The following is a 24,887-nucleotide window of genomic DNA, read 5'->3' as shown; positions in this document are numbered from 1 at the left end:
AGTGCGGAGTTGCCCATGAAGCACAAAGCCGTTTTCACCAAAGTTCGCAAACTCATCAATGAGCGGGAACTGGCCGCTGACAACCTCGACCAGGCGGAAGACGCGCTGGTGTCTCTGCTGGAAAAAGACCGGCAGTGCGACTGGGCTTATGGGCTGCTGGCTGAAATCCAGTACTGGCGCGGTGAAATGGCGGCCCCCAAAGACAAGCTGGCCTTGTTTGAACGAGGCGTGGAATACGGCGAGGAAGCCGTCCGAGTCAACGAAAACTCTCTGGAGGGCAACTTCTGGCTGGCCGTCAACTATGGCATGTATGGCAACGAGAAAGGGATTCTGAAGAGCCTTTCGCTCATCAAGCCGATTCAGCGATGCGCGGAACGGGTCATCGAAATTGACGAATCCTACTTTTACGGCGGCCCGTGGCGGGTGCTGGGGCGCATCTACGACAAGGTGCCCGGCTGGCCCGTCTCGATTGGCGACAAACGCAAAGCCATCGAGTGTTTTGAAGCCGCACTCGAATTCGGCCCCAAGTTCTATCTCAATCACCTCTACATTGCCGAATGCTACCTGTCACTCGGCAACAAGGCGAAGGCCAAACATCACCTGCAGTGGATTCTGGACGCGCCACTTTCCCGCCACCACGAGCGCGAGGATGAAGGGTACAAACGTGAGGCCCGGGAACTGCTCAAAAAATTGGGCTGACGCCGGCTACATCCAAAGCAACCGGTGAACGTTTGCGTAAGCCCGCCGCAGTTGTCTTTGGATACTCACAGCTCGATGACCTGTCCCGGAACAAGCAGCTTCTGGTTGATGAGTTCCTGCACGAGAAGCAACGTTTCGAGGTCATCCCGCAGCTCGTCGCAGCACTGATCAAGCGTCCGTGAACCGTCAAACAACTGCCGCACGCGCTCAATGTTGGCGGCAAATTCGCCTTCCTGGGCAATCTGCTCGGCAACTTCCGGCGCGCGCTCAAAACCATCGCCGCAGATGAAGGTCTGGTCGCGGTTGGGAAGCTCGGCAATGAGGTGCTCGACTTCATCAAAGCGCCGGAAGGCTTCCATCAGCAACTGCTGTGGGTTGAGCTTGATGACCGGTTCACGGTTGATAGGCAGCGAGCGGAAGGTGAAGCTTCCGGTCGTCCAGCCCACCAGCCGGAAAAAGGCCCGTTCAGCGCGGGCTGCGCCGTATTCGATGTCCAGAATGAACCCATCCCGAAAATAGACCCTGGCTTCTTCCTGCTGGCGCGTCAGGAGCAGAAGCCCCGTCCGGCGGCCGGCTTCAAGCATCTGGATGACTTCGGCCAGACTGACCTGGGCCAGCTTGCCCTGCAAATCCACGGGCGGTCGTACCCGCTTGAGCAGACGTTTGACGCGGTGGCGAATTTCCATGGGACGGAAGGGTTTGGACCAGTAATCCTCCACCCCCATGTCAAAAGCGGCCAGGCGCTCGGCTTCGCTGTCGGCTGAAGACAGGCAGACGAAAGGAATATGCGCGCAGTCCGGCTGCGAGCGAAGCCACTCAAAAAACTGGCTGCCGTCCATTTCCGGCATGTTGAGGTCGCTGATGATGAGCGCTGGCTGGTGGGCCTTGACCATCTCACAGGCCACCCGCCCGTTTGATGCCATGAGGATTTGCGGGCCGAGGGAGCGCAGACTGGTTTCCAGGACGTTCAAAATCCCCGGCTCGTCATCCACGATGAGCACCGAAAGTTCGGGGAAGTATTCATCCGGGTCGCGTACCGTCGCCTGCTTGCGCTGCCACGTACTCGACACCTGTCCGACCGTGGCGACGTTGTCGGCTTCGAGACCGGCCAGCAGCTTGAGTTCCCGGCGGTAGAGAATGTCTTTCGGCCCCAAGTCTGGCATCAGGTTGACAAAGTCCGCCGCGCGCGCTGTTTCGCCCAGCTCCATCAGGTGTTCGACAATCTGTTTGGCGCGTCCGAAGGCGTCGTCATACCGACGCAGGCGATGGTTGATCTCGAACAGCTTGCGCCAGACATCGAGCCGGGTTTCCCCGGAAGCCAGCCGCTCCGCCTTGCGGCACAGAAGCATTCCCTGCTCGAAATCCAGACGATCAAAATAAATTGTCGCCGCCCGCAGCATCACCTCACAGGCTTTTTGCGGCTCACCGCGCTCCTGATACAGCAACCCCAGCTCCTGCAAAGCACCCAGGTTGTCGGGGTCGCGTTCGAGTTCACGCTCGTGACGCTCGATGGCGCTGTTGAGCTTGGCATTGTCAAGCAGGTTGGTCACTTGTGCGCGGGCATTCAGAATCCGATCAAACAGTCCCATGGCAACCTCGAATGTCACCTTGGTACAACGCCGGGGAAAGCGGCACTGCGGTCGTCAACAGACTGAAAAACAGGTCAAAGGATAGGTGAAGGTATGGCTTTGAAACGATCAGTCCCCATCGTGCCACAATCTGGCAGCCACGAGCTACCCTTACCCTGAGCGTGGCACGAGTAACTTGCGGTCAATGAGTTCACGCACGAGAAGCAGCGTTTCCAGGTCATCACGCAACACTTGACAACAGGCTTCCAACGTGCGGGTGCCGTCGAAAAGCTGCCGAATGGTCTCCAGGTTGGCAACGAATTCGCCCCCCTGCGCCAACTGTTCGGCCACTTCCGGGGCCTTTTCAAATCCCGGCCGACAGACGAACACTTCATGCTGGTTTGGCAGGGACGACAACACGCGCTCGGCTTCATCAAAGCGCCGGAAGGCTTCCATCAACAACTGCTGTGGACTCAGTTGAATGACCTTTTCACGCATCATCGGCATGGTGCAGAAGGCAAAATCACCGCTGGTCCAGCCCACCAGATGAAACACCGCCCGCTCCCCGGCGAGGTTTCCACACTCGGCATTGAGGATGAAGCCATCCCGGAAGTACAGGTACGCCTGCTCTGCACCGGATTCGATGGTCAGCAATCCCGTACGGCGGCCGGACTCCAGAATCTGGATGATTTCAGCGAGGTTGACCTGGGACAGCTTGCCCTGAAAATCCACGGGCCGCCGCAGACGCCGCAGCAGATGCTTGACGCGGTAGCGGATTTCCGTCGGATGAAAGGGTTTGGTCCAGTAGTCCTCGACGCCCATCTCAAAGGCGGCGACACGTTCTGCCTCTGAGCCAATCGAAGACAGGCAGATAAAGGGCACCCGCGCGTGTTCGGGTTGTGACTTCACCCACTCAAAGAACTGGCTGCCATCCATGCCCGGCATGGCGAGGTCACTGATGATGAGCGAAGGCGCGTACTTCTTGACCTTTTCGCAGGCTATGTGACCGTTTGCGGCCGTGATGATGCGTGCGCCAAGCGTCCGCAGGGATGATTCGAGGATTTCCAGCAACTCCGGCTCGTCATCCACAATCAGGATGGTCTGTCCCGGAAAGTACTCATCAGCGCTCCGTTGGCCGGAGGTTGCCCGCCGCCAGGTGCCAACAGCCGTTCCAGTTGCACCCGTCTGGCGCGGCACAACCCCGGCCATGGCTTCGAGGATTTGCCGGTATTCGGCATCCTTGGCTCCCAAGTCCGGCATGGCGGAGACAAAGTTGGCAGCCCGCTTCGTGTTGCCACGTTCCACAAGGGTTTCGACGATCTGCTTGGCCCGCTCGAAAGCCTCCTCCATGCGACGCAGCTTGTAGCTGAGATAAAACAGCTTGTGCCACAGCTCAACCCGCAGATCGCCTGCTGCCAGCCGTTCGGCCTTGCGGTAGCTGACCAGCGCCTGCTCCGTATCGTTGCGCTCAACAGCAATTTCACCGGCCCGACAAAACACATCGCAGGCTTTTTGGGTCTGGCCGTGTTCCTGGTAGAGCCGTCCCAGCTCCAGCAAGGTCGGAAGGTGCTTGGGATCAGCCTGCAGGATGCGTTCGCACTGCTCAATCGAAGCCACCAGTGCCGAAGTATCCTGGATATTCGACACCTGCTCCCGCGCACTTCGGACGTGGTCAAAGAGTCCCATAAAACCCTTCAGCGAAGATTGATTGATACTGCCCCAGCCCGACGTTCGCAGCCGCTTCCAGTGCCTTCTGTTCGATGTCTGAAGGCTCAGTGCTTGGCCCGGACAACACGAAAGCCCCCGTTGAACCAGTAATTCAACGTCGGGTCGAACCGAAACCGCGAAGTCGGACGGCACGGCACGGTGCTAAAATACCACGAACACCCCCGCAGCACCTTATGCGTGCCACGCGGTGGACCTTTCGGATTCGTCTGCGGTTCGGCTGGATAGGAGCCGTACCAGTCGGCGCACCATTCCCACACATTGCCCATCAGGTCATAAATCCCCAGTTCGTTGGGGGGGCTGGTTCCGACCTCATGCGGTGCGCCGCCACTATGGTAGCTGTCCCAGCCAATCGGGCTGTTGCGGGCAACATATTCCCATTCAGCTTCCGTCGGTAAGCGGTAGAGGTCTCCCGTCCGTTCACTCAGCCAGACGCAGTAGGCGTTGGCATCATCCCAACTCACCCGCACCACCGGATGATGGGGATAGTCCAGAAAGTAGTTGCGCAGCCGGGCAAAGTTCGGTTCTTCGGGATAGGGACGGCCGGTGGCGTCACAGAACGCCTTGTACTGGGCGTTCGTGACTTCATACTTGCCAATCTCAAAGTCGGAGAGTGTCACCCGGTGCACCGGCTGCTCATCCGGCTGCCCATCACGGCTGCCCATCTCAAACGATCCCCCTTTGACGGCCACAAGTGCCGGCAGCAGGGCGCGGGTATCATCCGGCGCAGGCGTTGGAGTAAAGATCGGACGGTTGGACGTTTCGCTCTTACTCCGCAGGGCTTCCACCGTGGGGCGCGTTGCCACGCCAGTCCCGCCACCCAGAAAGAACTTCTCGACGATCCGGTACGTGATCAGGCTCACGACCAGCAGCAACAGGCAACTCATGCCAGCCACGAAGAACTTGAAGCCCCTGCCGGTTGGACGCTCTCCTGTCCCGCTCAAATCCGCAAAGGCCTGGGCAAGCCCTTCCACCAGCGTGGCCGGCGGCGCTGGCGTCACAGCCGGAGTATCCCGCTTGACGGCGGCTTCATTGACGACAAAGCCCGTGCGTTCGGAAACTACCGGCAGAGACCGCTTGGCGAGGGTCACTCTGGCCTCCCGGCGCACCGGCGGGCTTGCCTCAGACGCCTGTCCAGGCTCAGCTGGCGCGGATGCGGCCGGCACGAGTGAGGCCGATTGCACCTTTGCTGTCTCCTCCGGTGTCGCATCCGGTGACGGCTCCAGCAGAGCCAACAACTCCCCGATACTTTTTGCCCGGCTTTGCGCGTCGCGGGCCGTGGCTTTGGCGACCAGACGGGCAATTTCCACGGAGACCGCCGGGTTGACCGTCCGCGGGTCCGGCACTGGCAGCAGGTCAGAGGTCTCGTCGAAATCCGTACGAAAGTTGTGCGTGGCGTGCCGCTCCGGCACCGGCTGGCCCGTCACCATCTGGTACAGCATCATGCCCAATTGGTGAATATCCCGGCGGATACCTTGGGCGACATCCTCCGGCGTAGGTGACTTGGCGGACAGCCGGGATTGAGGAACACCGCAATCAAGGACACGTGGCGGCTGCTCCGCGCTCAGGATCACGTTGTCAAACCGCAACTCCTGACCATAGAAGGCAAACTGTTCGTGCATGCCATGGACAATGCGCGCCATCCCCAGAAAGAGGTCAAGGGCTTCCTGGGATGGCAATGGCGCGCCGTAGGCTTTGAGGTAATCCCCAAGTCTTTTGTTCATGGCGGCGTTATCCAGCGTGGACGGTGGCGGATCGAGCGCAGTCGGCATAGGCGGCTCACTTGATGACAAAGGTAGGGAGGACATGTTTCCAATCTATGCCGCCTGCCACAGGTACTCAACAATGTACTCAAACGTACTTTGACAGCCAATGCTTATGCGCGAAGGAGACGGTCTCCCCACTGCTCTCAACGGAGTAAACGGGAGATGTCTGTTTTGGCAGAAAGACAAACTAGCCGTTTTTCTTGCCGCCCTCGGCCGCTTCGGCTTCTTCGGCCTTTTCGGCTTCGATGAGAGCGTTCCGGTACGGCTCGGCCAGGCGAATAAGCGCCTTGGCCCGCAAACCGCGCATGTATTCCCGGATTTTGGCTTCGGCGCGCTGCTGCGCAATCAGACGTTTGACCAGATCGCGCACTTCGGCAAAGGGCTTGACCGAAGGCGGACGGCGGGCATCGAGCCGGAGAATCTGATACGCCTTTTCCAGCTTCAGGATGGGCGTCACCTCACCGGGCTTGAGTTTGTCGAGTTCGGCCCGGAAGGCCTCGGCCAACTGGTTGTCCTTGTAGGGCGGCAGCTTGCCGCCATTGGCGCGCGACGCCCGTTTTTCGTCGGAAAACTTCCGTGCGACTTCGGCAAAGGGCTGGCCAGCTCTGAGTTCGGCCTGGGCCTGCCGCGCCCGCGCCTCGGCAGCCGCCTGAGTCTCCGGCGTGAAGCCAATGTGGATTTCGCTGATCTCGATTTCTCCCGGCTCGGTGAAATCAGCCGGATGGGTGCGGTAGTATTCCTCGGCTTCGCGGTTCGTCACCTGCTCGATGAGGACGCTGTAGACATCCTGCCCATAGACAGCCTGGCGCAGGAACTGCCCGCGATAGCTCATCCGAATGTCCTCCATCGTCAGGCCCTGCCGTTCCATAGCCGCGCGGCAGGCATCGAGGTTTTCCAAGTTGTTCTGCTTGCACAGTTCAAGGATCGTCGCGTTGACTTGGGCCTCGATTTCGGGCAGCAGTCCCATTTCCTCGGCGCGCTGCGCAATCAGGCGTTCATCAATCAGGCTGACAAGCAGCCGTGGCTGCAAACGGGCGAAGATTTCTTCCTGCTTGGCCGGATCGTTGGGGAACTGTTCCTGAAGATCACGCCGCAGGGCATTCTCAGCCCGGCGCAGCATTGAGCGGGTGATGAGTTCCTTGTTGACGCTGGCCAGGGTTTCATCAATCACCACTGCTTCCTGGGCCGCGACCTGCCAGTCAGCGACCATTCCCGGCAGCGGAAGCAGCGCCGCGCCGACGCCCAAACCACAGCCGGCCAACAACCACCACGAATGAATTTTCACGCCTGGCTCCTACCGTTCAAAAAGCGTTTTTGTGTTATGCGGCCCCTGGGGCCATAGGCACGGCATGCTACGAAAAATGCTCCCCGGATGAAACTCCCCTGTGCCCGGACAGCGGATGATCGGTTGCCATCTGCTATCAAGAATGTGCGCAAAAGTGCGCACGGTTCTCTTCCTGCCCCGACGTGTCCTGTTGACCACCGTCGTATCTGACAGGCGTGACTTTCCCGACTACGGCGGGGACGGTCCCCGCCGCAGCGCCGCCATTGCTGGACGGACTCGCCACGGGTAGGGCAGTTTCGGTTGCCAGCCGTTTCAGGTTCAGCGCCGCATTGAGGTCACGGTCATGGTGCGCACCACATTGAGCACACACCCATGTTCGATCTCTCAATGTCAGCGCCTCGTTCTTCCAGCCACAGATGGAGCACAGTCGGCTGCCTGGATACCAGCGATCAGCGATGGTAAGATGAGTACCGCAGCGCCGGGCCTTGTATTCCAACTGCGAGCGCAACATCCCAAAACCCACGTCAGAGATGGCGCGGGCGAGTTTCTCGTTCTGCAGCATCCCTTTGACGTTTAAATCCTCGATCACCAACGCTTGGTTTTCGCGGCAGAGTCGAGTCGTGAGCTTGTGGGTGAAATCCGCTCGGATATTGGCAATGCGGGCATAGAGCCTTGCCAATATCGCAGCGGACTTCTGCCGGTTGTTCGATACCGGCAGGCGCGTTCCTTCAGGCAGGCGGGCAGGGCGTTCAAATCCGGCTGCCTTCCTGGTGGCTTCCAGCTTGCGGCTGAGACGTCGGCTACGGATTTCCAGACGGCGCAGCGCTGCTTTGAGCGGCTTTGGCGCCTCGATGACTTCACCGCTGGAGACCGTTGCGGCAGCCTTGATGCCCAGGTCGATGCCGTTGACCTCGTGCGACGTGCGACGCCGATAGAATTGCGCATCAGGCACCTCGACCTGTATGGCCACAAACCAACGATCCGCGGTGCGGGAAACCGTTGCGCCCAGTATCTTTCCTTTGAATCGCAGTTCCTCGGTCATGGCGACTTCGCCGATCCTGGGCAGACGGATCGTCCTGCCTTCCAGGGTGAACTTGTCGTTGGCAACATAAAAGCTGTCGCGGCAACGCCCCTTTTTCTTGAGCCGTGGCTCGTGCGCTTCTTTGCCCTCCTTGAGGTCGGCGAAGAACTGTTCCCATGCTTTGGCGGGATTCCTGAACGGCTGGGCGTGGGCATCCCGGTGAATGTCCTGCAACCAAGGCCGACCGTTCTCATCGAGCCACTGCGGGTCGGTGTACTTGATGGCGTTGAACTGTTTTTTGAGCGCCATGGCGTTTGGCCTGCCGCCTGCCGCGTATTGCCTGTTCCACTCATTGAGCGCCCAGTTCCAAACACGCCGCGCCGTGCCGCAGGCGCGCTTGAAGTAGTCCACTTGCTCAGGAGTCGGACAAAGAGCGATCTTGTGGGTTAGTTGCATTGTTGGGCCTTTTTGACGTCATTCGCATCCTGTTTCAGCGCTTCATCCAACTTCTTTCGATAGTTCCTCAAACCGTATAGCCGAGACGAAAAACAGTGCACGATGGCCATTAAGTCTTGCACCATTTCCTGTTCGGGAGACAGCCGTTCCTGGTTCAGTACCAGCACTTCGCAGCCATGGGTTTGGGCGTAATGTTCGAACCACTCAAAGCCGAAACGGGTGAGGCGGTCCCGGTGAGCGAGGATCAGCATCCTGACTTCCCGTCGCCCGATCTCGTCCATAAGGGCCAGAAACCGCTTGCGCCTGAAGTCCAGCCCGCTGCCCACTTCCTCGATAAACCCGACCCCCGCCAATCCCTTCGCCACCACGAACGCTTCCAGCACTTTGCGCTGATTCGCCAGGTCCGGCTTCTGCGCCGCACTCGATACCCGACAGTAGGCGACAAGCTTTGTTGGCGCATGGTTGGCCTGCCGCAAACCGATGAACTCACGGATCTGCGTCTCAGTGTAGAGGCGGCGGTTGCTGTCCGTTCGGGCCACCGGAATCAGCCTTCCTTCGCGTTCCCAACGCTGCAACGTCCCCAACGCTGCAACGTCTTGACCGGGACACCAAGGAGTTTTGCCGCCTTGCCTGTGCTTATAGTGCTTTCCATGAGCATTATTATACACTATCGCGTACTATACGGCAAGCTAGAGTCCGGCTCCGCTGTGACCGGCATCCCCAACGCTATCCCTATCACAAACCACAGCACCATGGCCACTTCACCATCCCCCAGGTTGAAGTGGGCTATGCCGCTCGCCGCAAAGCCGGTGAGTGCGCCCAGCGCGCCCAAGGCAATGCCATCGCGCCGCCGCCGCAGCAGTTGCCCGACATAAGTCAGCAGCAACCAGAGATAGGCCGCCAGCGCCGGCAGCCCGTACCACACCGCCACCTGCAGGTAGGTGTTGTGAAAGTGGCCGGGCGGCAAATCGCCATGGGCGTACAGTCCCCATTCTGCCGCGTGCAGCTTGTCGCTGTAGCGCCCAATACCAAACCAGGGGTGTTTTGCCACCAGCCCGATGCCTTCCTGCCAGACCACCAACCGCCAGAACAGACTGCCTTCACGGGCATCCACTACGGACATGTGGCGCATGGCGTAGGCATAGGCCAACGCACTGGACAGCAGGATGCCGGCAATTACCAGCCCTATCACCACCCGTGGCGTACTGACTGTGCCCTCCCGCCACAGCAGATACAGCATCACGCCGACGCTGACAATGAGGCCGCCCGTCGGGCCGCGGGACAGCGTCAGCCCCAGGGCCAGCATAAGTCCCAGCGCCAACCCCCAGAGCCACCGGCGCTGGCGTCCGACAGTGCACCAGGCCATGCCAAGCGCCAGGGAAACAAGAATCTGAAGCACCTCGGCATAGGTGACGTAGTGTGAAAAGAAACCGCTGGCGCGAAAGTCCCGCGCCGGCGCACTGGCGCGAATGCCCAGCCCAGCCGACCCCAACAACACCAGACGGGTCTGAAGTGCCGCCCGGTCAAGCTGCGCCGTAAGTGGTATCTCAACGCGCCGTCCGGTCACGCTCACGGGTTGGCTGGAAGGCAATGGTTTCTGGAGAACAAGGCGGGTGATGTCCTCCGGGGTACGGACGACTTCACCATCCACACGCAGCACGACATCGCCAGGCTGAAAGTACGGATGCAGAGGTGAGTCAGGGCTGAGTTCGACCAGACGCACACCATTCCCCACCAGCAGTTGATACCCGGTGTAAAGCCACCCGACCTGGGCTGAAAGCAGCAGCGTCCACGCCAGACACCATGCCTGAGCGCGGGATTGCACCCAGAACGCCACAATGCCACAGGTGGCCATAAAGGCCACGCTGCGCAGCCCATCCAGACTCCACCGTGGCTCGTAGGACATCAGCGCCGACACGGTACATAGGGCCCAAAAAAACGCCAGCGGCCACCATCGCTGCGCGGCCTCCTGTCGCCGGGACGCCGGCGCCAGAAGCGAGGTGTCACCAGCCGCCAACCACCGTTCCAGCCCCCACAGCAGGGCCAGCACCAAGGCGCTGCCCTGCGCGCCGGCAATCGAGTGGGGTGCCAGCACGGCATACAACAGCAAAAACCACCTGGAAAGCAGCAGGAGCCTCCGCCGGAGAGCTTCGTACGCTATGGATGACCGGGCCACGCCAGCTTTTTCACACCTGTCCTCAAAGTCACCACCGGCCGAGGTAACGACTGACTGACCACCTGGCGGTTGTGTCTGTACCGGCGGGATACTATGGTTTTGCGCGTGGAAAAAACACCTACTCCGGTGTTGCACAGCACCATGAACATCGTCTTCACGGCCCGGTTTCTCATGGCCTTTGCCGGGGGATTGGGTCTCTTTTCACTGGGTTGGAGCAACCCGTCTTTCCTGTGGGCCGGGATGGCGTTCGACGTCGTCCTGCTCGCTGCGGCCCTGCTCGACGCAGCCCGGACCCCTCTTCGAGGCAGCTTCACCCTGCGCCGCCGGTGTGCGGAACGCTTTGCCATTGGCAGTGGCAATGGCGTCACCATTGAAGTCCAGAACCACCGCCCGGTTCCACTGACGCTGTGGGTCAAGGATGAGCCTCCTCCCCAGATGCAGACGCCGAGACGGGAGGGACAGTTTACAGTTCCCCCACGCGGAACGGCGACGCTGCACTATGAACTGCTCGCACCGGCACGCGGGTGCTTCGAATTTGGCAACATCGCGGTGCGGCTGCGCAGTCCGTGGGGCCTTGTCTGGCGGCAGACATCCGTTCCGGCTGTGGAATCGGTCAAAGTGTACCCCGACTTTCGCGCCGCACAGCGGCAGGTCATCGAAGCCTATCGCCTGGGTCGCCAGGGCGAGCGCCGGCAGCGGTTGCGTGGGCAGGGACGGGAATTTGAGTCGTTGCGCGAGTTTGTCACCGGCGACGAACTGCGCCATGTGGCGTGGGCGGCTTCGGCCCGGCGGGGCAAGCTGGTCACGCGGCAGTATCAGATTGAGCGCAGCCAGAGCATCCTGCTGATGCTGGACTGCGGCCGCCTGATGACCGCCCGCCTTGGCGATCTGACCAAACTCGATTATGCCGTCAATGCAGCGCTGGCGCTGGCTTACGTCGCCGTGGCCGGCGGCGACCAGGTCGGGCTGCTGACCTTCACCCGCCGGGTGGAAGATTTCCTGCCGCCGCGGCCTGGCGCCAGCCAACTGGGGGTCATTCTGGAGCACCTGCACGACCTACAGCCGCAGATGATTGAACCGTCCTATGCGCGGGCCTTTGCCTATCTGGGGCGTCACTGCCGGCGGCGGTCGCTGGTTGTCCTGCTGACCGATGTTGTGGATGCCGATGCGTCGGCCGACCTGCTGGCGCATACGGCGGCGCTCATTCCGCGCCACCTGCCGCTCATTGTCACCATCGGCGACCGCGACCTGCGCGCCTTCGTCAAACCGCCACCGGCGTCCCTCGATGAGGTCTATGCCCAGTCGGTGGCCGAAGAACTCCTCACCCAACGCGAACAGGCTCTGAATCGCATTGTCGAACTCGGCGGACTGGCGCTGGACGTACCGACCGGACAACTCTCGGTCGCCCTGGTCAACCGCTACCTTGAGGTCAAAATGCGTGGACGGCTCTGACCACCAAGCGTCCCCCTAGCCCCGGATGACTTTGTATTTGCTGTAGTCCACCTTGAAGCTGGATTCCGGGATGGACTGCAAGCGGATGTTGCTCAGCAGGATCGTGGTGTAGTCGCTCCGGGTATGCAGCACCTGTTTGACAGGCAGCCAGTTCTGGTGCGACACCCAGACTTCGAGGCGCGTGTACTGGCTTTTGCCCTTTGGACGCAGGAGCAGCTTCGTCGTGGGCTGCCCATCAAGGTTTTCGTCGCCTTCAAGTGATACCTCGAAGTTGTCGGAAAGCTGCTGTGCATCGGTCAGGACGGTCAGCAGGCTGGTCGAGGCCGTTTTCTTGGCTATCTCGCTGGTCGTGCTGACGAAAGCCTGATTGAGCGCCGGTTCAATCAGAATGGCCTCATTGCCGTTGACGACGACCGTCTTCGACTGCGGCTCGGTGTAATCAATCCGCAGCCGCCGGACATTGCCTTTCGTGCTGAAGCGCAGCGTGCCCACCTGCTGTGGCTCGCGGACGCCAAGTTGTGAGTTGACCCGCTGGTGCACCACCGTGGCGCGCAAGCCACTGAGTCGCTGATTCGCCGCCTGTAAATTCCTGATGACCGTCTGAAGGTCCACACCACCGGGCCGCGCGCTGCCCGGAAGCCCTGCACACATGAGACCCATCAGGGACAGCAGCCCGCTCACGATCCATTGTCGCCGTCGCTCTCTCATAATGATGCCCTGCTCCACCTTGGCTGAAGGATGACAAACGCCCATGCTATCGCATATCCGTCGCCGGACTCACGCCTAAACCGGGAGATGTTGCCGAAATTGATGCGGCTGTGTCCGGTGCTCACTCAAACCAGACGTGATACCCGGCAATCTGGCACCCGGACACATCGTTGACATACTCGAAGTGTTGTACCCGTACGGGACGCCCGTAGCGGGCCGTGCCCACCTGTTCGAGCGCGAACTGCAAGGTCGTCGTGGGCGGGAACTGACCGAGTTCCGCCATGCTGATGAACTCCGGGTTTCCAATGTTGCCCAGCCGGGCGGCCGCCTGGCGGCGCGTCACGGGACGCTCATCAAACCAGCTCGATGGAATCAGGAAAATGAAGGCCAGAATGAGGCAGCACAGCACGTCGTACTGCCACGAGCCGCGCTCATAGTTCCACAGGACAGCCGCCTTGATGCCACGAAAGAGTTGCTTCATTGGGGGTCGTTGGGCTGGTCGGCGATGATTTTCCCATCCCGCATGGAAATGATGCGTGTGCCGATGGCCGCCGCTTCCGGGTTGTGGGTAATCATGATGACCGTCTGGTGAAGTTCCCGGTTGAGCTGCCGCAGCATGTCGAGCACGATGCGGGAGTTTTCGCTGTCGAGGTTGCCGGTCGGCTCATCCGCCAACAGCAACTTGGGACGATTGATGAGGGCCCGCGCCACGGCCACCCGCTGCTGTTCGCCCCCGGACAGCTCCAGCGGTTTGTGGTGCAGGCGCTGTTCGAGGTTGAGCAGCCGGAGCAACTCGCGGCGATGAGTCGGGTCCTGCCCGTTGACCCCGCGAATCTGCTCGGCCAGGCGCAGGTTGCCCTCGGCGGAAAGGGTCGGAAACAGGTTGAAACGCTGAAACACGATGCCAATCTTCTGCCGGCGGATGGCCGTTCGTTCCTGATCGCTGACGGCCGCCAGGTCCTGTCCGTCCAAGATGACCGAACCACTCGTCGGCTTGAGCAGCCCGCCCAGAATGTGCAGCAGGGTGGACTTTCCCGAACCCGATTGCCCAATGATGGACACAAATTCCCCGGGCCGGACGGTAAAACTCACATTGTCCAAGGCCCGCACGGCAATCCGTCCCACTTTATAGACCATGGTCACTGACTGCACCGCAACGAGAACTGGAGCGGCCGCCGTGTCAGTCGGAGCAGGAGTTATACCGGGCAGGGGGCTAGGGCTGGGCATCGAGGTCCACGACTTTCAGGTTGCGGTCATTGGTCAGGGTGAAAACGTCCTCCGGCAGAGACGGCGGGTTGATTTCCGGCGACTGAAACATCACCCGCAGGGCATAGCCTTCCGCCGGGCGCAAAATCCGTACCCACTCCGGGAGCAGCTTGGGCGTTCCGCCATTCGTAGTATATCCGCCAAAATCCGAAATGGTGCTGAGGTCTCCGTTTTCTTCAAAGACTTCGAGCCGTGTCAGGGGCGTCCCCGGTTGCGTCCGGTCAAACCAATAGGCAAAGCGCGGATGCCACTGCCCCGACAGATCGCGCTGGGCAACATAAAGGAGATAGTACGTGCGTGTCACCCACTCCGGTCGCGCATCCGTCATCAGGCTTTCATCCCGGCGCGTCTCAAACACCGACCAACTGATGTCCGGGGAGGCCGGCGGGATGGGTGGCGGCAGCAAGGGCACAGAGAGGTGCTGCGGTCGCAGGCTGGCAAACGCGCTCACATCCGGCGCCGGCTTCTGCTCCGCAGCCGGTAGCTTGTAGGTCTTGGCATTGGACCCGCGAATGAAAGCCTGCCGGTCGGCAGGATAAAACACGGCTACGGTAAACTGCTGCCCATCCGAGGCCATATCCGCCAGCGAGCCAAGCAACGACGCCTGCACCTGTAAGCGAATGAACTGTGGACGCCGCAGCACCAGCGCCCCGCTGGCCGAAGGATAGGCTTTGCCGACGCCGCGTGTCGAATCCCGATAGTCCACAAACTGCAACTGGACGGCTGTCCGCACCGCCTGTACCTGTTGAAGACAGGCAATGCGCCCCACCAGCTCTTCAGCAGCAACCGGCGGATGGAGCGGCAGCAGCCGTGGCAGGGACACACGCGAAGTCAGACAGCCGCCGTTTAGCAGCACGCCCAACCACAGCAGGATGAGAAATTTCCAATGCACGGCACCCGTTTTCACGAAAGGTTGTCCTCGGGTCAGCCGTGGTTATACCGGATGGACAACCACTTTGCGGTCGTCTCCATGACCGATGCTTTCTGTTCGCACTCCGGGTTCTGTCGCCAGCGTCAGGTGAATAATCCGGCGCTCGGCGGCATTCAAGGCACTGAAGGTGAAAGGCTGACGATACTTTTTGACCTGCGCAGCCGCCGTCCGTGCCATCAGCGCCAGTTCCCGCTCACGGTTGGCGCGGTAGCCGTTGGCATCAAGACGCACCGCCCACCGCCCCGGCGCGTGATGATTCACAACGCGCTCCAGCAGGTGCTCCAGCGCCTGGAGAACTTCCCCCCCACGGGCCAGCAACAGGCCGGCATCTTCACCGACAAAATTCACCTGCCAGACCCCGCCCTGCTCGCTGATCGTGAACGTCATTCGCCAGGCGCTGTAGCGGATGACCTTGGCCAGAAAATCGTGCAGGAGCGGCGTCAGGCTGTCGTCATCCCGAACGGGAGTCAGTTCAGACAAAAGTGCATCGGACATGGGCAGGACATCTATCCAACCTTACGCCCCCCAGTGACACCGCCGGTAAGGTGCAGCCATCAGAGGGGGCTAGGCTGGACGGGGGTTGAATTTCTTCTTTTTATCCTTTCCATCAGCAGCGGACGTATCGGCCGCACTCCCTGGGGACGTGCCGGCAACAGGCAGCGGCGGCAACATGCGGTTGATGATGAGCTGTTGCGTAATGCCGATGATATTCCCGGCCATCCAGTACACCACCAACCCGCTGGGCGCACTCCAGAAAAACAGCGCCGCAAACAGAATCGGCATCACCCAGACAATGATCTTGCGCTGCATCGCCAGCGCCGGGTCTTCAGGCCCCGGCGGCTGCGGCATCAGGTAACTCTGCCCAATCTGGGTCACACACAGCACCACCGGCAGCACATGCCACGGGTCAGGCATAGACAAATCCGTGAGCCAGCCGATGAACGGTGCCTGGCGCAGGTCAATCGAAAGCTGAAGATAGACGTAAATGGCGACAAAAATCGGCAACTGCAACAGAATCGGCAGGCAGCCCATGATAGGCAGGCTTTCCTTCATAAGCTGAATCTGCTCGCGCTGTAACTCCAGCATGCGCGGGTCATCCATTTTGACTTTCTGCGCCTGCAACTGCTTGAGCCGTTCGGCCAACTCCCTGTGACGCGGGGCATGGACGGCCGCCTTGCGAAAGGATACGGCCGTTTTCCAGCGCAGCGGAAACAGCAGCATGTTGACGACAAAGGTCAGCAGCACAATAGCCCAGCCATAGTTCTGGGTTTGCGCATAGAAAAACCGGAGCAGCCAGTCGAGCGCCGGAATGAGTGGCCGTACGAAAAAGGCCAGCCAGCCGTAGTCGTTGAGTTCGCGTAAGTCCACATCGAGGTTGCGCTCCGTTTTGAGCAGCCGGCTCACCGAAGCCAGGTACGTCCGATCCTTCGGGCCAATGTAAATGATGTTGGCCGCCGCATTGACCGTCGGCACATCCAGAAAGACGTATTCCCGCTTGACATCGCGCCCCTGAAAGCGCGTCACGGCATCCCGTCGGCTGAGCTGTACCGTGCCGGGCTGCGGCGGAATGGCCGTGAAGGCAAAGTAGTGATCGGTCAGTGCGCACCAGGCCGTACCGGGCTTGGCCAGGTAGGCGGGTTTGGCCGCGCCAGGCGGAGTTACATCCACTGAAGTAAAGGGCGTGAAGGTGGCATTTCCGCCGATGACCGTCACGGCGTGGGGTGGCGTGTGCGTGTAGCCGTCATACTCGGCAAACACCTGGTCGCCAAAATTCGGCCCCAGACGAAACATGACCGGCACCGGTGCGCCATCCTTTTTCACATCGGCCAGAAAGTCGAAGTCATAACGTCCGCCCCGAATGACGTACTGCTTGACGATCTGATAGCCCTGGGCCGTGCTGAGGCCGAAGGTCAGGGTGGCCGTCTCGCCTTCACCCACGGACAGTTCTTCAGCAACAGCGCCTTCGACCTGGTAGCGACTCTGGTTCAGGAATGCCGTCAACTCGTCCTGCCCGGCAGCAATCAGCTCAAAGGCGGCACCGAGTTCGGTCGTCGGCGCACCGGGGTCGCCCCGGCGGGAAGTCGTGGTCAGCACTTCCAGTTCCGATTTGCCATCGCTTGCGCGGAGCGCACGCCCGTTGGGCAACGCCTTGAGCACGAACCGGGTCAGGACCCCACCCCGGTTGGAAAAGGTGGCGCGCCACAGGGGCGTCTCAACGGTGATGTCCCGGGCCGGGGCATCGGCGGGGGTCAGGTCGGAAGGTGCGGCCGGGGAGGCTTGGCTGGTGGTCACCGGCACTTCGGACGCCGCCGGACGCCCGGCCGCCGGAGGAGCCGCCGCGTCGCCGGGAGGCGGAAGTGGCGGCGCAAAAAAATACTGCCAGACCAACATCACCGCCAATGACAGCGCAAAGGCGAGTGCAACGCGAGACTTTTCCATCAGCCTGAACTACCTTTCGTGCGCGGCGACACCTGCGCGATGGCCCGCGTGGTCAACTCAGGGACCGGATCGTACCCACCACGACAGAAAGGCTGACACCGCGCCAGCCGACAAACGCCCAACCAGCCCCCATGCCACAGACCGTACCGCGTAATGGCTTCGGCGGTGTAGTGCGAGCAGGTGGGCTGAAACCGACACACCGGGGGCATGAGAGGAGCTATCAAAAGCTGATACAGACGAATCAGCGCCAAGACCGCTTGCTTCAACATAGGCATTTCAACCTGCTGCCGGCGACAGTCACCCGCTTCCCGAAGCCTGGCCGGCGCCACGGGGTCAGTCACTCACCTCACCCGTCGGCTCTGCCGGGCTACCGGCTGCCAGTTTGGAGAGCTTTTCCATCAGGCGGGTAAACTCCTGTTCGATGAGCGCATAGCTTGCTGTCGTCAGTTGAAACTTGACATTCACCACAATATCCCAGCCCACCGGCAACGTCGCCTGCTGGCGGCGGAACACTTCCCGCAGCCGGCGCCGGCACCGATTGCGCACTACGGCCGACTTCGACACCTTCCGACTGGCCGTGATGCCCAAGCGCGTTCGGCCGAGCCGGTTGGGAGCCACGAAAATGGTGAACAGTGATGAGTGCAACTGCCTGCCCTGGCGATACACCCGCTGAAACTCGCGGGGTGTCCGTAAGCGCGCCTGTTTTGTAAACCGACAGGAAACGGGGGCGACAGGCCGTTCAACATCGGTCACATCCGGGGCCGCCGCTGCGTCAGAAACCGTAGTGCTTCACCGTCAAACGCTTGCGCCCTTTTGCCCGACGCCGCTTGAGGACGTTGCGCCCACCCTTGGTTTTCATGCGTTCCCGAAAGCCATGCGTCTTGGCCCGTTTCCGGTTATTCGGCTGATATGTGCGCTTCATCCCAATCACTTCCTTTCTCTGAAAATACGGCCGTCAGCGGTTGCCACCCCGAACCACAATGAAAGTCGGCAAGCGTAACGGCCTTGACTGCCAGGCGTCAAGCTGCGGACTTGAAGGCTGGTTGACATTCCTCCTCGCCAAGCCTGGCTGGCAGATGCCCCCCGGACTCAGCGTGGAGGAGCCTTCTCCGGGGATGGCTTTTCAACCGCCGGTGGAGGCGGTGGCGGCGGCTCGGCAGCGCCGGGCTTCCACCAGAAACGGGTGACATCGTTGAACATCACAAACACCATCAGCAGCATCAGCACGGCAAAACCGGCCTGATTGAAACGCTGCTTGAGGTCATCGGTGAGCCGCCAGCCAACCCAGCCCGCCATGACATCGAGCACCAGCAGGAAAATGTGCCCCCCATCCAGGACGGGAATGGGTAGCAGATTGAAAATCCCCAGGTTGAGGCTGAGCAGTCCCATGATGAAGAAGAGTCCTTCCAGTCCGCCGAACTTCACGGCATCGCCGGAAGCCTTGGCAATCCCGATGGGACCCGAAAGCGTGTCGGAGACTTTCCGTTCCCCACGGAAAATCTGCCGGAAAGCTTCACCGGTCAGCACAATGAAGCGGATATTTTCGTTGACGGCATGCTGGGCTGCCCCCAGAAGGGACTTCCGCTCGCGTGTCAGTGGCAGCGGCGGCGGCGGGACAGGTACGAATCCGATGCGGATTTCCCCGTCAATGCGCTTGGGTGTCAGCGTGAGGGTGAGGGTTTCGCCTTTGCGCTCGACCGTCAGCACCACCTGGCGGTTTTCATACGCCTGGAGCGACTGCTTGAACCAGTCAAAGTTCGGAATGGGGCGTCCGTCGAGTGCCAGCAGCTTGTCCTGCGGTTGCAACCCGGCCTGCGCCGCCGGCGAGCCGGGCTGCACGGCGGCCACGACCGGCAGTGCTGCCGGGATGTCCTGTGGCAGGAGTCCAGCGTCACCAACGATGTTCCCGGCCTGCTGCCGGGCTTTCGGGATAATGGTCAACTCCAGCCGTTGTCCGTTACGCTCAATAGTCACCGGAACGGGCTTGCCGTCATTGATGGCCGTGTAATCGCGCACCTTGCTCCAGGTCGGAGACTCGATACCGGCAAACCTGACGATGCGATCACCGGGCTGGATGCCGGCTTCTTCTGCCGAAGAGCCAATCGGCACGGCGCCAACCACTGCCGGCTGGCTGAGATAGGCCGGTGCCTTGAAGAAAAACAGCCCGATGACAAAGGGAATGGCCAGTGCCAGGAGGATGTTCATGGCCGGCCCGGCCACCAGAACCAAAAACTGATGCCATTTCGGGCGCATCAGGTAGGCGTCAGGATGCTGTTGCCGGGCGGCTTCTTCCTCCGGGTCCATGCCGGTAATCTTGACGTAACCACCGAGCGGCAGCAGCGAAAGCCGGTAGTCGGTTTCTTTCCACCGAAAGCCGAACAGGCGCTTTCCAAAACCGACGGAAAAAATCTCGACCTTCATGCCAAGCCACTTGGCGGCAGCAAAGTGACCAAACTCGTGAATGACGACCGTCGTCCCCAGTACGACCAGAAATGCCGCCAGCATGACGAGCGTCTCACTCGCCAGCAGACTGGCGCCCCACCAAAGCGCCGCGAGCACCGTGACCATAAAATGTTTGTGAACCTCCCTATCGCTTACCGGGCCGTTTGGAATGTAACATAGTTATTCGGTACGTACCCAAACGCCTCCTGCTGTCGAGGTCTTCAACGCCGGCCGAGTGCCTGACGCAACCTTCCCGGATGGGCCTTCATCGGTGGTATTCGGGTGTATCCTTATCGAAGCCGCAGAAAGATCATGTTGCCTACCAAATCCTTCCCTGCCGGCCGGTCGTGGGTCTTGACGCTGCTCCTGTGGGCCGGACTCGTGGTTCAGCCGGTTCCGGCTCATAACCTCGCCGGCCACTCTGGCACGGACCCGGGGGCCCTTCCGCAGGAAAAGAATCCGACGGTGGTGCAGAAGGTTCAGAAACAGGGCGATCCGGTTGAGTTTCTCCTGCCGACTCCCGATGGTTCGCCCCTCGACGCGGAACAGTTGCGGGGCAAGGCTGTTCTTCTGTGCTTCACTGCCCATGGGTCGCCCCTGATGCGACTGCTCCTGCGCCAGATGAACACCATTGCCGACAACCATCCCCAGGTGACGCTCTGCCTCGTCCTTACCAACAGCACCCAGCCTCGCGACCGGGATTTCATCAGCGACGCCGACCTGAAAACCTGGCGCGACCAGTTGCACCTGACCTACCCTGTCGCGCGGGACCCACGCGGTACTCTGCTGTTCCAGCGCCTCAATCTCTCCGTGATTCCCAGCTTTGTCCTGCTCCGCAAAGATGGCACGGTGGCCGTCAAGCGTGAGGGACTTGACCTCACCACAAACCTGGCAGAGCAGATGCGGGCGGATTTGCTGCGTGTCGTTCAACCTGACTGACCTATGCAGCAGCGCCCGGCTCCCGGTCTGGCGTGGAGAAAACTTGACGCATCTGCCTTCGCTCGCCACAGTCAAGCCGCATAGGTTGCACGGATGCACGGGGCTGCCGTCCCTGCTGCCCAGATGAACCGGCTTGCTCTGATGGATGCCGACGACTGATGTCCCAGCCAACCGACACCTCGCCTGAACGGGAATCGCTCTGGAGCACTGTCCGCTTTTTCTGGGCGGCCCTGCGCCAGCTCGACTGGCGTGCCCGGCGGCGGTTGCTGCGCATCCTGCGGTTGGGTCTGTGGCTCCTGCTGCCCTACGTTATCCGCTCCCTCACCGCAACCGGAGAAACGCCTGCTGTCTGGTGGAAACGTGGACTCCGGCGTCTGCTGCACCGTTCCACGCCCGCCCAGGCCACGGAAGCTGCCTTTCACGCCGGTCAGGCCGAACGCCTGTGCGCGGCCTTCATCGCGTTGGGGCCGACCTTTATCAAGATCGGCCAGATGCTTTCCACGCGCACCGACCTGCTCCCGTTGACCTACGCCCAGGCGCTGACCGTTCTTCAGGACGAAGTACCGCCTTTTCCAACCGAGATCGCCTGGCAGCGGATTACGGAAGAGCTTGGACAGCCGCCCCAGGCCCTGTTTCGGCGCATCGAGCCGCGTCCACTGGCGGCCGCCAGCCTGGGGCAGGTACACCGCGCCCAACTGCCGGATGGCACGGAGGTTGTGGTCAAGATTCAGCGCCCCAACCTGGCGGACATCGTCCGGCTCGATTTCCAGATTCTGCGCGTTGTGGCTGCCTACCTGGAACGCCGACCAACCTGGCTGGCCGGCGTCAAAGGCGCCGACTGGAGCGGCATCGTCGCCGAGTTTGAGACCATGCTCGGCGAAGAAATGGACTACGAGCGCGAAATGGAAAACGCCGCCCAGTTCCGGCGCAACTTTGCCAACTGGCAGCAGGAAGTCTATCTCCCCCGCATCTACCCGGAGTTGTCGAGCCGCCACGTCATCACGATGGAATACATTGCCGGTGTCAAACCGACCGACGCCGAACGGCTGCGGGCGGCCGGCTTTGACCCGATGCAGAAGATGACCCTGCTCGTGCGCACGTATCTCAAGCAGTTGCTCGAAGATGGCTTCTTTCACGCTGATCCGCATCCGGGCAACCTGCGCATCATGGCCGACGGGCGGCTGGCATTCTTCGACTTTGGCATGGTCGGACGCATCACGGATGAGATGCGGATGGGCCTGCTCGACGCCTTCTTTCACATCACTGACCGCGATTTGATGGGCCTGGTCGGCGATGCCATTGCACTGGGCTTTCTGCAACCCGGCTACGACCCGGTTGCCTTCCAGGAAGCAGCCCAGGGCATTCTGGCGCAGTACAAAGGCAAAAAACTGTCCCAACTGACCTTTTCCGAACTCAATGCGACCGTTTCGAGTACGCTCTACGCCTATCCCTTCCGCATTCCCGGCAGTTTTACCTTCGTGGTACGGGCGTTGATGACGCTCGAAGGCATGGGACAGAGTCTCGACCCCAACTTTCGCCTTTTCGAGGTCGCACGCCCTCACGCCAAGGAATTTCTGCTCAAGCGCGCCACGGCCCACGTCCGCGACCAGGTGCTCGGCAAGCTGCTGCGCGGCGAGGAAGTCCGCATCGGATGGGAAAAAATCTGGAACGTTGCCCGTCTGGCCTACCGGACGTATTTCAAACCGCCGCCACCGGCCCTGCCTTCAGGTCCCCCCCTGGCTTCCGGGGGCGAAACCTCTCCGCCGTCCCCGGCCTGATCTCCCGGCCTCAGTGCCACGGCCGGTCGGCACCGCCTTCGCCGGTCAGTTGGTCTTCTGGATGGACGAACTGCTATCAAGAATGTGCGCAAAAGTGCGCACGGTTCTCTTCCTGCCCCGACGTGTCCTGTTGACCACCGTCGTATCTGACAGGCGTGACTTTCCCGACTACGGCGGGGACGGTCCCCGCCGCAGCGCCGCCATTGCTGGACGGACTCGCCACGGGTAGGGCAGTTTCGGTTGCCAGCCGTTTCAGGTTCAGCGCCGCATTGAGGTCACGGTCATGGTGCGCACCACATTGAGCACACACCCATGTTCGATCTCTCAATGTCAGCGCCTCGTTCTTCCAGCCACAGATGGAGCACAGTCGGCTGCCTGGATACCAGCGATCAGCGATGGTAAGACGAGTACCGTAGCGCCGGGCCTTGTATTCCAACTGCGAGCGCAACATCCCAAAACCCACGTCAGAGATGGCGCGGGCGAGTTTCTCGTTCTGCAGCATCCCTTTGGCGTTTAAATCCTCGATCACTAACGCTTGGTTTTCGCGGCAGAGTCGAGTCGTGAGCTTGTGGGTGAAATCCGCTCGGATATTGGCAACGCGGGCATAGAGCCTTGCCAATATCGCAGCGGACTTCTGCCGGTTGTTCGATACCGGCAGGCGCGTTCCTTTGGGCAGGCGGGCATGGCGTTCAAATCCTGCTGTCTGCTTGGCGGCTTCCAGCTTGCGGCTGAGACGTCGGCTACGGATTTCCAGACGGCGCAGCGCTGCTTTGAGCGGCTTTGGCGCCTCGATGACTTCACCGCTGGAGATCGTTGCGGCAGCCTTGATGCCCAGGTCGACGCCGTTGACCTCGTGCGACGTGCGACGCCGATAAAATTGCGCATCAGGCACCTCGACCTGTATGGCCACAAACCAACGATCCGCGGTGCGAGAAACCGTTGCGCCCAGTATCTTTCCTTTGAATCGCAGTTCCTCGGTCATGGCGACTTCGCCGATCTTGGGTAGGCGGATCGTCTTACCGACCAGACGGAACTTGTCGTTGGCTACGTAAAAGCTGTCGCGGCAGCGCCCCTTTTTCTTGAAGCGCGGTGCGTGTGCCTCTTTGCCAGCCTTGAGGTCGGTGAAGAATCTTTCCCAGGCTTTGGCGAGATGGGCAAACGGCTGGGCGTGGGCATCCCGGTGAATGTCTCGCAACCAAGGCCGACCGTTCTCATCGAGCCACTGCGGGTCGGTGTACTTGATGGCGTTGAACTGTTTTTTGAGCGCCATGGCGTTTGGCCTGCCGCCTGCTGCGTATTGCCTGTTCCACTCATTGAGCGCCCAGTTCCAAACACGCCGCGCCGTGCCGCAGGCGCGCTTGAAGTAGTCCACTTGCTCAGGAGTCGGACAAAGAGCGATCTTGTGGGTTAGTTGCATTGTTGGGCCTTTTTGACGTCATTCACATCCTGTTTCAGCGCTTCATCCAACTTCTTTCGATAGTTCCTCAAACCGTATAGCCGAGACGAAAAACAGTGCACGATGGTCATTAAGTCTTGCACCATTTCCTGTTCGGGAGACAGCCGTTCCTGGTTGAGTACCAGCACTTCGCAGCCATGGGTTTGGGCGTAATGTTCGAACCACTCAAAGCCGAAACGGGTGAGGCGGTCCCGGTGAGCGAGGATCAGCATCCTGACTTCCCGTCGCCCGCTCTCGTCCATAAGGGCCAGAAACCGCTTGCGCCTGAAGTTCAGCCCGCCGCCCACTTCCTCGATAAACCCGACCCCCGCCAATCCCTTCGCCACCACGAACTCTTCCAGCACTTTGCGCTGATTCGCCAGGTCCGGCTTCTGCGCCGCACTCGATACCCGACAGTAGGCGACAAGCTTTGTTGGCGCATGGTTGGCCTGCCGCAAACCGATGAACTCACGGACCTGCGTCTCAGTGTAGAGGCGGCGGTTGCTGTCCGTTCGGGCCACCGGAATCAGCCTTCCTTCGCGTTCCCAACGCTGCAACGTCCCCAACGCTGCAACGTCTTGACCGGGACACCAAGGAGTTTTGCCGCCTTGCCTGTGCTTATAGTGCTTTCCATGAGCATTATTATACACTATCGCGTACTATACGGCAAACTAGAGTCCGGCTCCGGCCGGCTGCCCGTCGGTCAGCGTCTGCCGGCGCGGCTTCCCAAGCGTCCGTTCTGGTACAGCCATTGAACGCCCGACAGAAGAAAGCTTAGCTTGGTGTATTGGCGACGATTAT

At 60.8% G+C, this 24,887-nt stretch carries 21 protein-coding genes and 2 pseudogenes; 4 read left to right on the top strand and 19 right to left on the bottom strand.

Annotation, left to right across the window (positions count from 1 at the left end):
- Window positions 1–15 precede the first annotated feature (15 nt).
- Complete coding sequence (locus CABTHER_RS15425) at window positions 16–699, top strand: tetratricopeptide repeat protein (RefSeq protein WP_014099227.1); 684 nt, start codon at window positions 16–18, stop codon at window positions 697–699.
- Window positions 700–764: 65 nt separating this feature from the next.
- Here the strand turns inward: CABTHER_RS15425 and CABTHER_RS03620 are convergent, their stop codons facing one another.
- From CABTHER_RS03620 to CABTHER_RS03590, 7 genes and pseudogenes are all read right to left on the bottom strand, one after another.
- Entirely contained in the window at window positions 765–2,288 is a 1,524-nt protein-coding gene (locus tag CABTHER_RS03620; protein WP_014099226.1) for a response regulator, read from the bottom strand.
- Between the two features lie 150 nt (window positions 2,289–2,438).
- On the bottom strand, window positions 2,439–3,953 hold the full coding sequence (locus tag CABTHER_RS03615; protein WP_014099225.1) for a DUF4388 domain-containing protein: 1,515 nt from the start codon (window positions 3,951–3,953) through the stop codon (window positions 2,439–2,441).
- An 86-nt stretch (window positions 3,954–4,039) separates the two neighbouring features.
- Window positions 4,040–5,764, bottom strand: coding sequence for an SUMF1/EgtB/PvdO family nonheme iron enzyme (locus CABTHER_RS15420; RefSeq protein WP_014099224.1), 1,725 nt, complete (start codon window positions 5,762–5,764; stop codon window positions 4,040–4,042).
- 181 nt (window positions 5,765–5,945) lie between these two features.
- Entirely contained in the window at window positions 5,946–7,043 is a 1,098-nt protein-coding gene (locus CABTHER_RS03605; RefSeq protein WP_014099223.1) for a peptidyl-prolyl cis-trans isomerase, read from the bottom strand.
- 136 nt (window positions 7,044–7,179) lie between these two features.
- On the bottom strand, window positions 7,180–8,520 hold the full coding sequence (locus tag CABTHER_RS03600) for an RNA-guided endonuclease InsQ/TnpB family protein (RefSeq protein WP_014099222.1): 1,341 nt from the start codon (window positions 8,518–8,520) through the stop codon (window positions 7,180–7,182).
- Window positions 8,511–9,178: pseudogene (locus tag CABTHER_RS03595) on the bottom strand (IS607 family transposase). The gene CABTHER_RS03600 and the pseudogene CABTHER_RS03595 overlap by 10 nt, the downstream one beginning before the upstream one ends.
- A 9-nt stretch (window positions 9,179–9,187) precedes the next feature.
- Window positions 9,188–10,630, bottom strand: coding sequence for an O-antigen ligase family protein (locus tag CABTHER_RS03590; protein ID WP_014099220.1), 1,443 nt, complete (start codon window positions 10,628–10,630; stop codon window positions 9,188–9,190).
- A gap of 207 nt (window positions 10,631–10,837) precedes the next feature.
- On the opposite strand from CABTHER_RS03590, the gene CABTHER_RS03585 reads away from it, so the two are divergent.
- A complete protein-coding gene (locus CABTHER_RS03585; protein ID WP_049787458.1) occupies window positions 10,838–12,148 on the top strand; it encodes a DUF58 domain-containing protein in 1,311 nt (436 codons plus the stop codon).
- A gap of 15 nt (window positions 12,149–12,163) precedes the next feature.
- On the opposite strand, the gene CABTHER_RS03580 is transcribed toward CABTHER_RS03585, so the two are convergent.
- The 10 genes from CABTHER_RS03580 to rseP all read right to left on the bottom strand — a co-directional run bounded on the left by CABTHER_RS03580 (window position 12,164) and on the right by rseP (window position 20,060).
- The gene (locus CABTHER_RS03580; protein ID WP_187288408.1) at window positions 12,164–12,856 is read right to left on the bottom strand and encodes a LolA family protein; all 693 of its coding nucleotides are present in this window, start codon (window positions 12,854–12,856) and stop codon (window positions 12,164–12,166) included.
- A gap of 121 nt (window positions 12,857–12,977) precedes the next feature.
- Window positions 12,978–13,337 carry a hypothetical protein gene (locus CABTHER_RS03575; protein WP_014099217.1) on the bottom strand — a complete coding sequence of 120 codons (360 nt, stop codon included), beginning with the start codon at window positions 13,335–13,337 and terminating at the stop codon, window positions 12,978–12,980.
- Window positions 13,334–13,993, bottom strand: coding sequence for an ABC transporter ATP-binding protein (locus CABTHER_RS03570; protein ID WP_014099216.1), 660 nt, complete (start codon window positions 13,991–13,993; stop codon window positions 13,334–13,336). Before CABTHER_RS03570 ends, CABTHER_RS03575 begins: the two co-directional genes overlap by 4 nt.
- 76 nt (window positions 13,994–14,069) lie before the next feature.
- Window positions 14,070–15,029, bottom strand: coding sequence for a hypothetical protein (locus tag CABTHER_RS03565; RefSeq protein ID WP_014099215.1), 960 nt, complete (start codon window positions 15,027–15,029; stop codon window positions 14,070–14,072).
- 27 nt (window positions 15,030–15,056) lie between these two features.
- Window positions 15,057–15,548, bottom strand: coding sequence for a Jag family protein (locus CABTHER_RS03560; protein WP_014099214.1), 492 nt, complete (start codon window positions 15,546–15,548; stop codon window positions 15,057–15,059).
- A gap of 69 nt (window positions 15,549–15,617) precedes the next feature.
- Window positions 15,618–17,492, bottom strand: a complete 1,875-nt coding sequence (yidC, locus tag CABTHER_RS03555; protein ID WP_014099213.1) for a membrane protein insertase YidC — start codon at window positions 17,490–17,492, stop codon at window positions 15,618–15,620.
- Complete coding sequence (gene yidD, locus CABTHER_RS03550; protein ID WP_228374066.1) at window positions 17,492–17,761, bottom strand: membrane protein insertion efficiency factor YidD; 270 nt, start codon at window positions 17,759–17,761, stop codon at window positions 17,492–17,494. The genes yidC and yidD overlap by 1 nt, the downstream gene beginning before the upstream one ends.
- A 64-nt stretch (window positions 17,762–17,825) precedes the next feature.
- On the bottom strand, window positions 17,826–18,245 hold the full coding sequence (gene rnpA, locus CABTHER_RS03545; RefSeq protein ID WP_014099212.1) for a ribonuclease P protein component: 420 nt from the start codon (window positions 18,243–18,245) through the stop codon (window positions 17,826–17,828).
- Between the two features lie 19 nt (window positions 18,246–18,264).
- On the bottom strand, window positions 18,265–18,414 hold the full coding sequence (gene rpmH, locus CABTHER_RS03540) for a 50S ribosomal protein L34 (protein ID WP_014099211.1): 150 nt from the start codon (window positions 18,412–18,414) through the stop codon (window positions 18,265–18,267).
- Window positions 18,415–18,581: 167 nt separating this feature from the next.
- Window positions 18,582–20,060: an RIP metalloprotease RseP gene (gene rseP / locus CABTHER_RS03535; RefSeq protein WP_014099210.1), complete on the bottom strand. Its 1,479-nt coding sequence runs from the start codon at window positions 20,058–20,060 to the stop codon at window positions 18,582–18,584.
- A gap of 339 nt (window positions 20,061–20,399) precedes the next feature.
- Here rseP and CABTHER_RS03530 point away from each other — a divergent pair, with 339 nt between their 5' ends.
- Window positions 20,400–20,873, top strand: a complete 474-nt coding sequence (locus CABTHER_RS03530; protein WP_211432400.1) for a peroxiredoxin family protein — start codon at window positions 20,400–20,402, stop codon at window positions 20,871–20,873.
- Window positions 20,874–21,031: 158 nt separating this feature from the next.
- Window positions 21,032–22,651 (top strand): ABC1 kinase family protein, encoded by a 1,620-nt coding sequence (locus CABTHER_RS03525; protein ID WP_014099207.1) that lies wholly within the window; start codon window positions 21,032–21,034, stop codon window positions 22,649–22,651.
- 76 nt (window positions 22,652–22,727) lie between these two features.
- Here CABTHER_RS03525 and CABTHER_RS03520 read toward each other — a convergent pair whose 3' ends face one another.
- Together CABTHER_RS03520 and CABTHER_RS03515 are read right to left on the bottom strand one after the other, a co-directional pair.
- Window positions 22,728–24,068 carry an RNA-guided endonuclease InsQ/TnpB family protein gene (locus CABTHER_RS03520; protein ID WP_014099206.1) on the bottom strand — a complete coding sequence of 447 codons (1,341 nt, stop codon included), beginning with the start codon at window positions 24,066–24,068 and terminating at the stop codon, window positions 22,728–22,730.
- A pseudogene (locus CABTHER_RS03515) lies at window positions 24,059–24,726 on the bottom strand (IS607 family transposase). Before CABTHER_RS03515 ends, CABTHER_RS03520 begins: the two are co-directional and overlap by 10 nt.
- Window positions 24,727–24,887 lie beyond the last annotated feature (161 nt).

It is taken from the genome of Chloracidobacterium thermophilum B (genome assembly GCF_000226295.1).
In the GTDB taxonomy this organism is placed as follows: domain Bacteria; phylum Acidobacteriota; class Blastocatellia; order Chloracidobacteriales; family Chloracidobacteriaceae; genus Chloracidobacterium; species Chloracidobacterium thermophilum.
This window is presented reverse-complemented; position numbering and strand designations above follow the sequence as displayed.

What these genes read in the sequence shown, in the direction of transcription:
- CABTHER_RS15425 (WP_014099227.1), top strand. Translation starts at nt 16, where the DNA reads ATGAAGCACAAAGCCGTTTTCACCAAAGTTCGCAAACTCATCAATGAG.
- CABTHER_RS03620 (WP_014099226.1), bottom strand. Translation starts at nt 2,288, where the DNA reads ATGGGACTGTTTGATCGGATTCTGAATGCCCGCGCACAAGTGACCAAC.
- CABTHER_RS03615 (WP_014099225.1), bottom strand. Translation starts at nt 3,953, where the DNA reads ATGGGACTCTTTGACCACGTCCGAAGTGCGCGGGAGCAGGTGTCGAAT.
- CABTHER_RS15420 (WP_014099224.1), bottom strand. Translation starts at nt 5,764, where the DNA reads ATGCCGACTGCGCTCGATCCGCCACCGTCCACGCTGGATAACGCCGCC.
- CABTHER_RS03600 (WP_014099222.1), bottom strand. Translation starts at nt 8,520, where the DNA reads ATGCAACTAACCCACAAGATCGCTCTTTGTCCGACTCCTGAGCAAGTG.
- CABTHER_RS03585 (WP_049787458.1), top strand. Translation starts at nt 10,838, where the DNA reads ATGAACATCGTCTTCACGGCCCGGTTTCTCATGGCCTTTGCCGGGGGA.
- CABTHER_RS03580 (WP_187288408.1), bottom strand. Translation starts at nt 12,856, where the DNA reads ATGAGAGAGCGACGGCGACAATGGATCGTGAGCGGGCTGCTGTCCCTG.
- CABTHER_RS03575 (WP_014099217.1), bottom strand. Translation starts at nt 13,337, where the DNA reads ATGAAGCAACTCTTTCGTGGCATCAAGGCGGCTGTCCTGTGGAACTAT.
- CABTHER_RS03570 (WP_014099216.1), bottom strand. Translation starts at nt 13,993, where the DNA reads ATGGTCTATAAAGTGGGACGGATTGCCGTGCGGGCCTTGGACAATGTG.
- CABTHER_RS03560 (WP_014099214.1), bottom strand. Translation starts at nt 15,548, where the DNA reads ATGTCCGATGCACTTTTGTCTGAACTGACTCCCGTTCGGGATGACGAC.
- yidC (WP_014099213.1), bottom strand. Translation starts at nt 17,492, where the DNA reads ATGGAAAAGTCTCGCGTTGCACTCGCCTTTGCGCTGTCATTGGCGGTG.
- yidD (WP_228374066.1), bottom strand. Translation starts at nt 17,761, where the DNA reads ATGTTGAAGCAAGCGGTCTTGGCGCTGATTCGTCTGTATCAGCTTTTG.
- rpmH (WP_014099211.1), bottom strand. Translation starts at nt 18,414, where the DNA reads ATGAAGCGCACATATCAGCCGAATAACCGGAAACGGGCCAAGACGCAT.
- rseP (WP_014099210.1), bottom strand. Translation starts at nt 20,060, where the DNA reads ATGGTCACGGTGCTCGCGGCGCTTTGGTGGGGCGCCAGTCTGCTGGCG.
- CABTHER_RS03525 (WP_014099207.1), top strand. Translation starts at nt 21,032, where the DNA reads ATGTCCCAGCCAACCGACACCTCGCCTGAACGGGAATCGCTCTGGAGC.
- CABTHER_RS03520 (WP_014099206.1), bottom strand. Translation starts at nt 24,068, where the DNA reads ATGCAACTAACCCACAAGATCGCTCTTTGTCCGACTCCTGAGCAAGTG.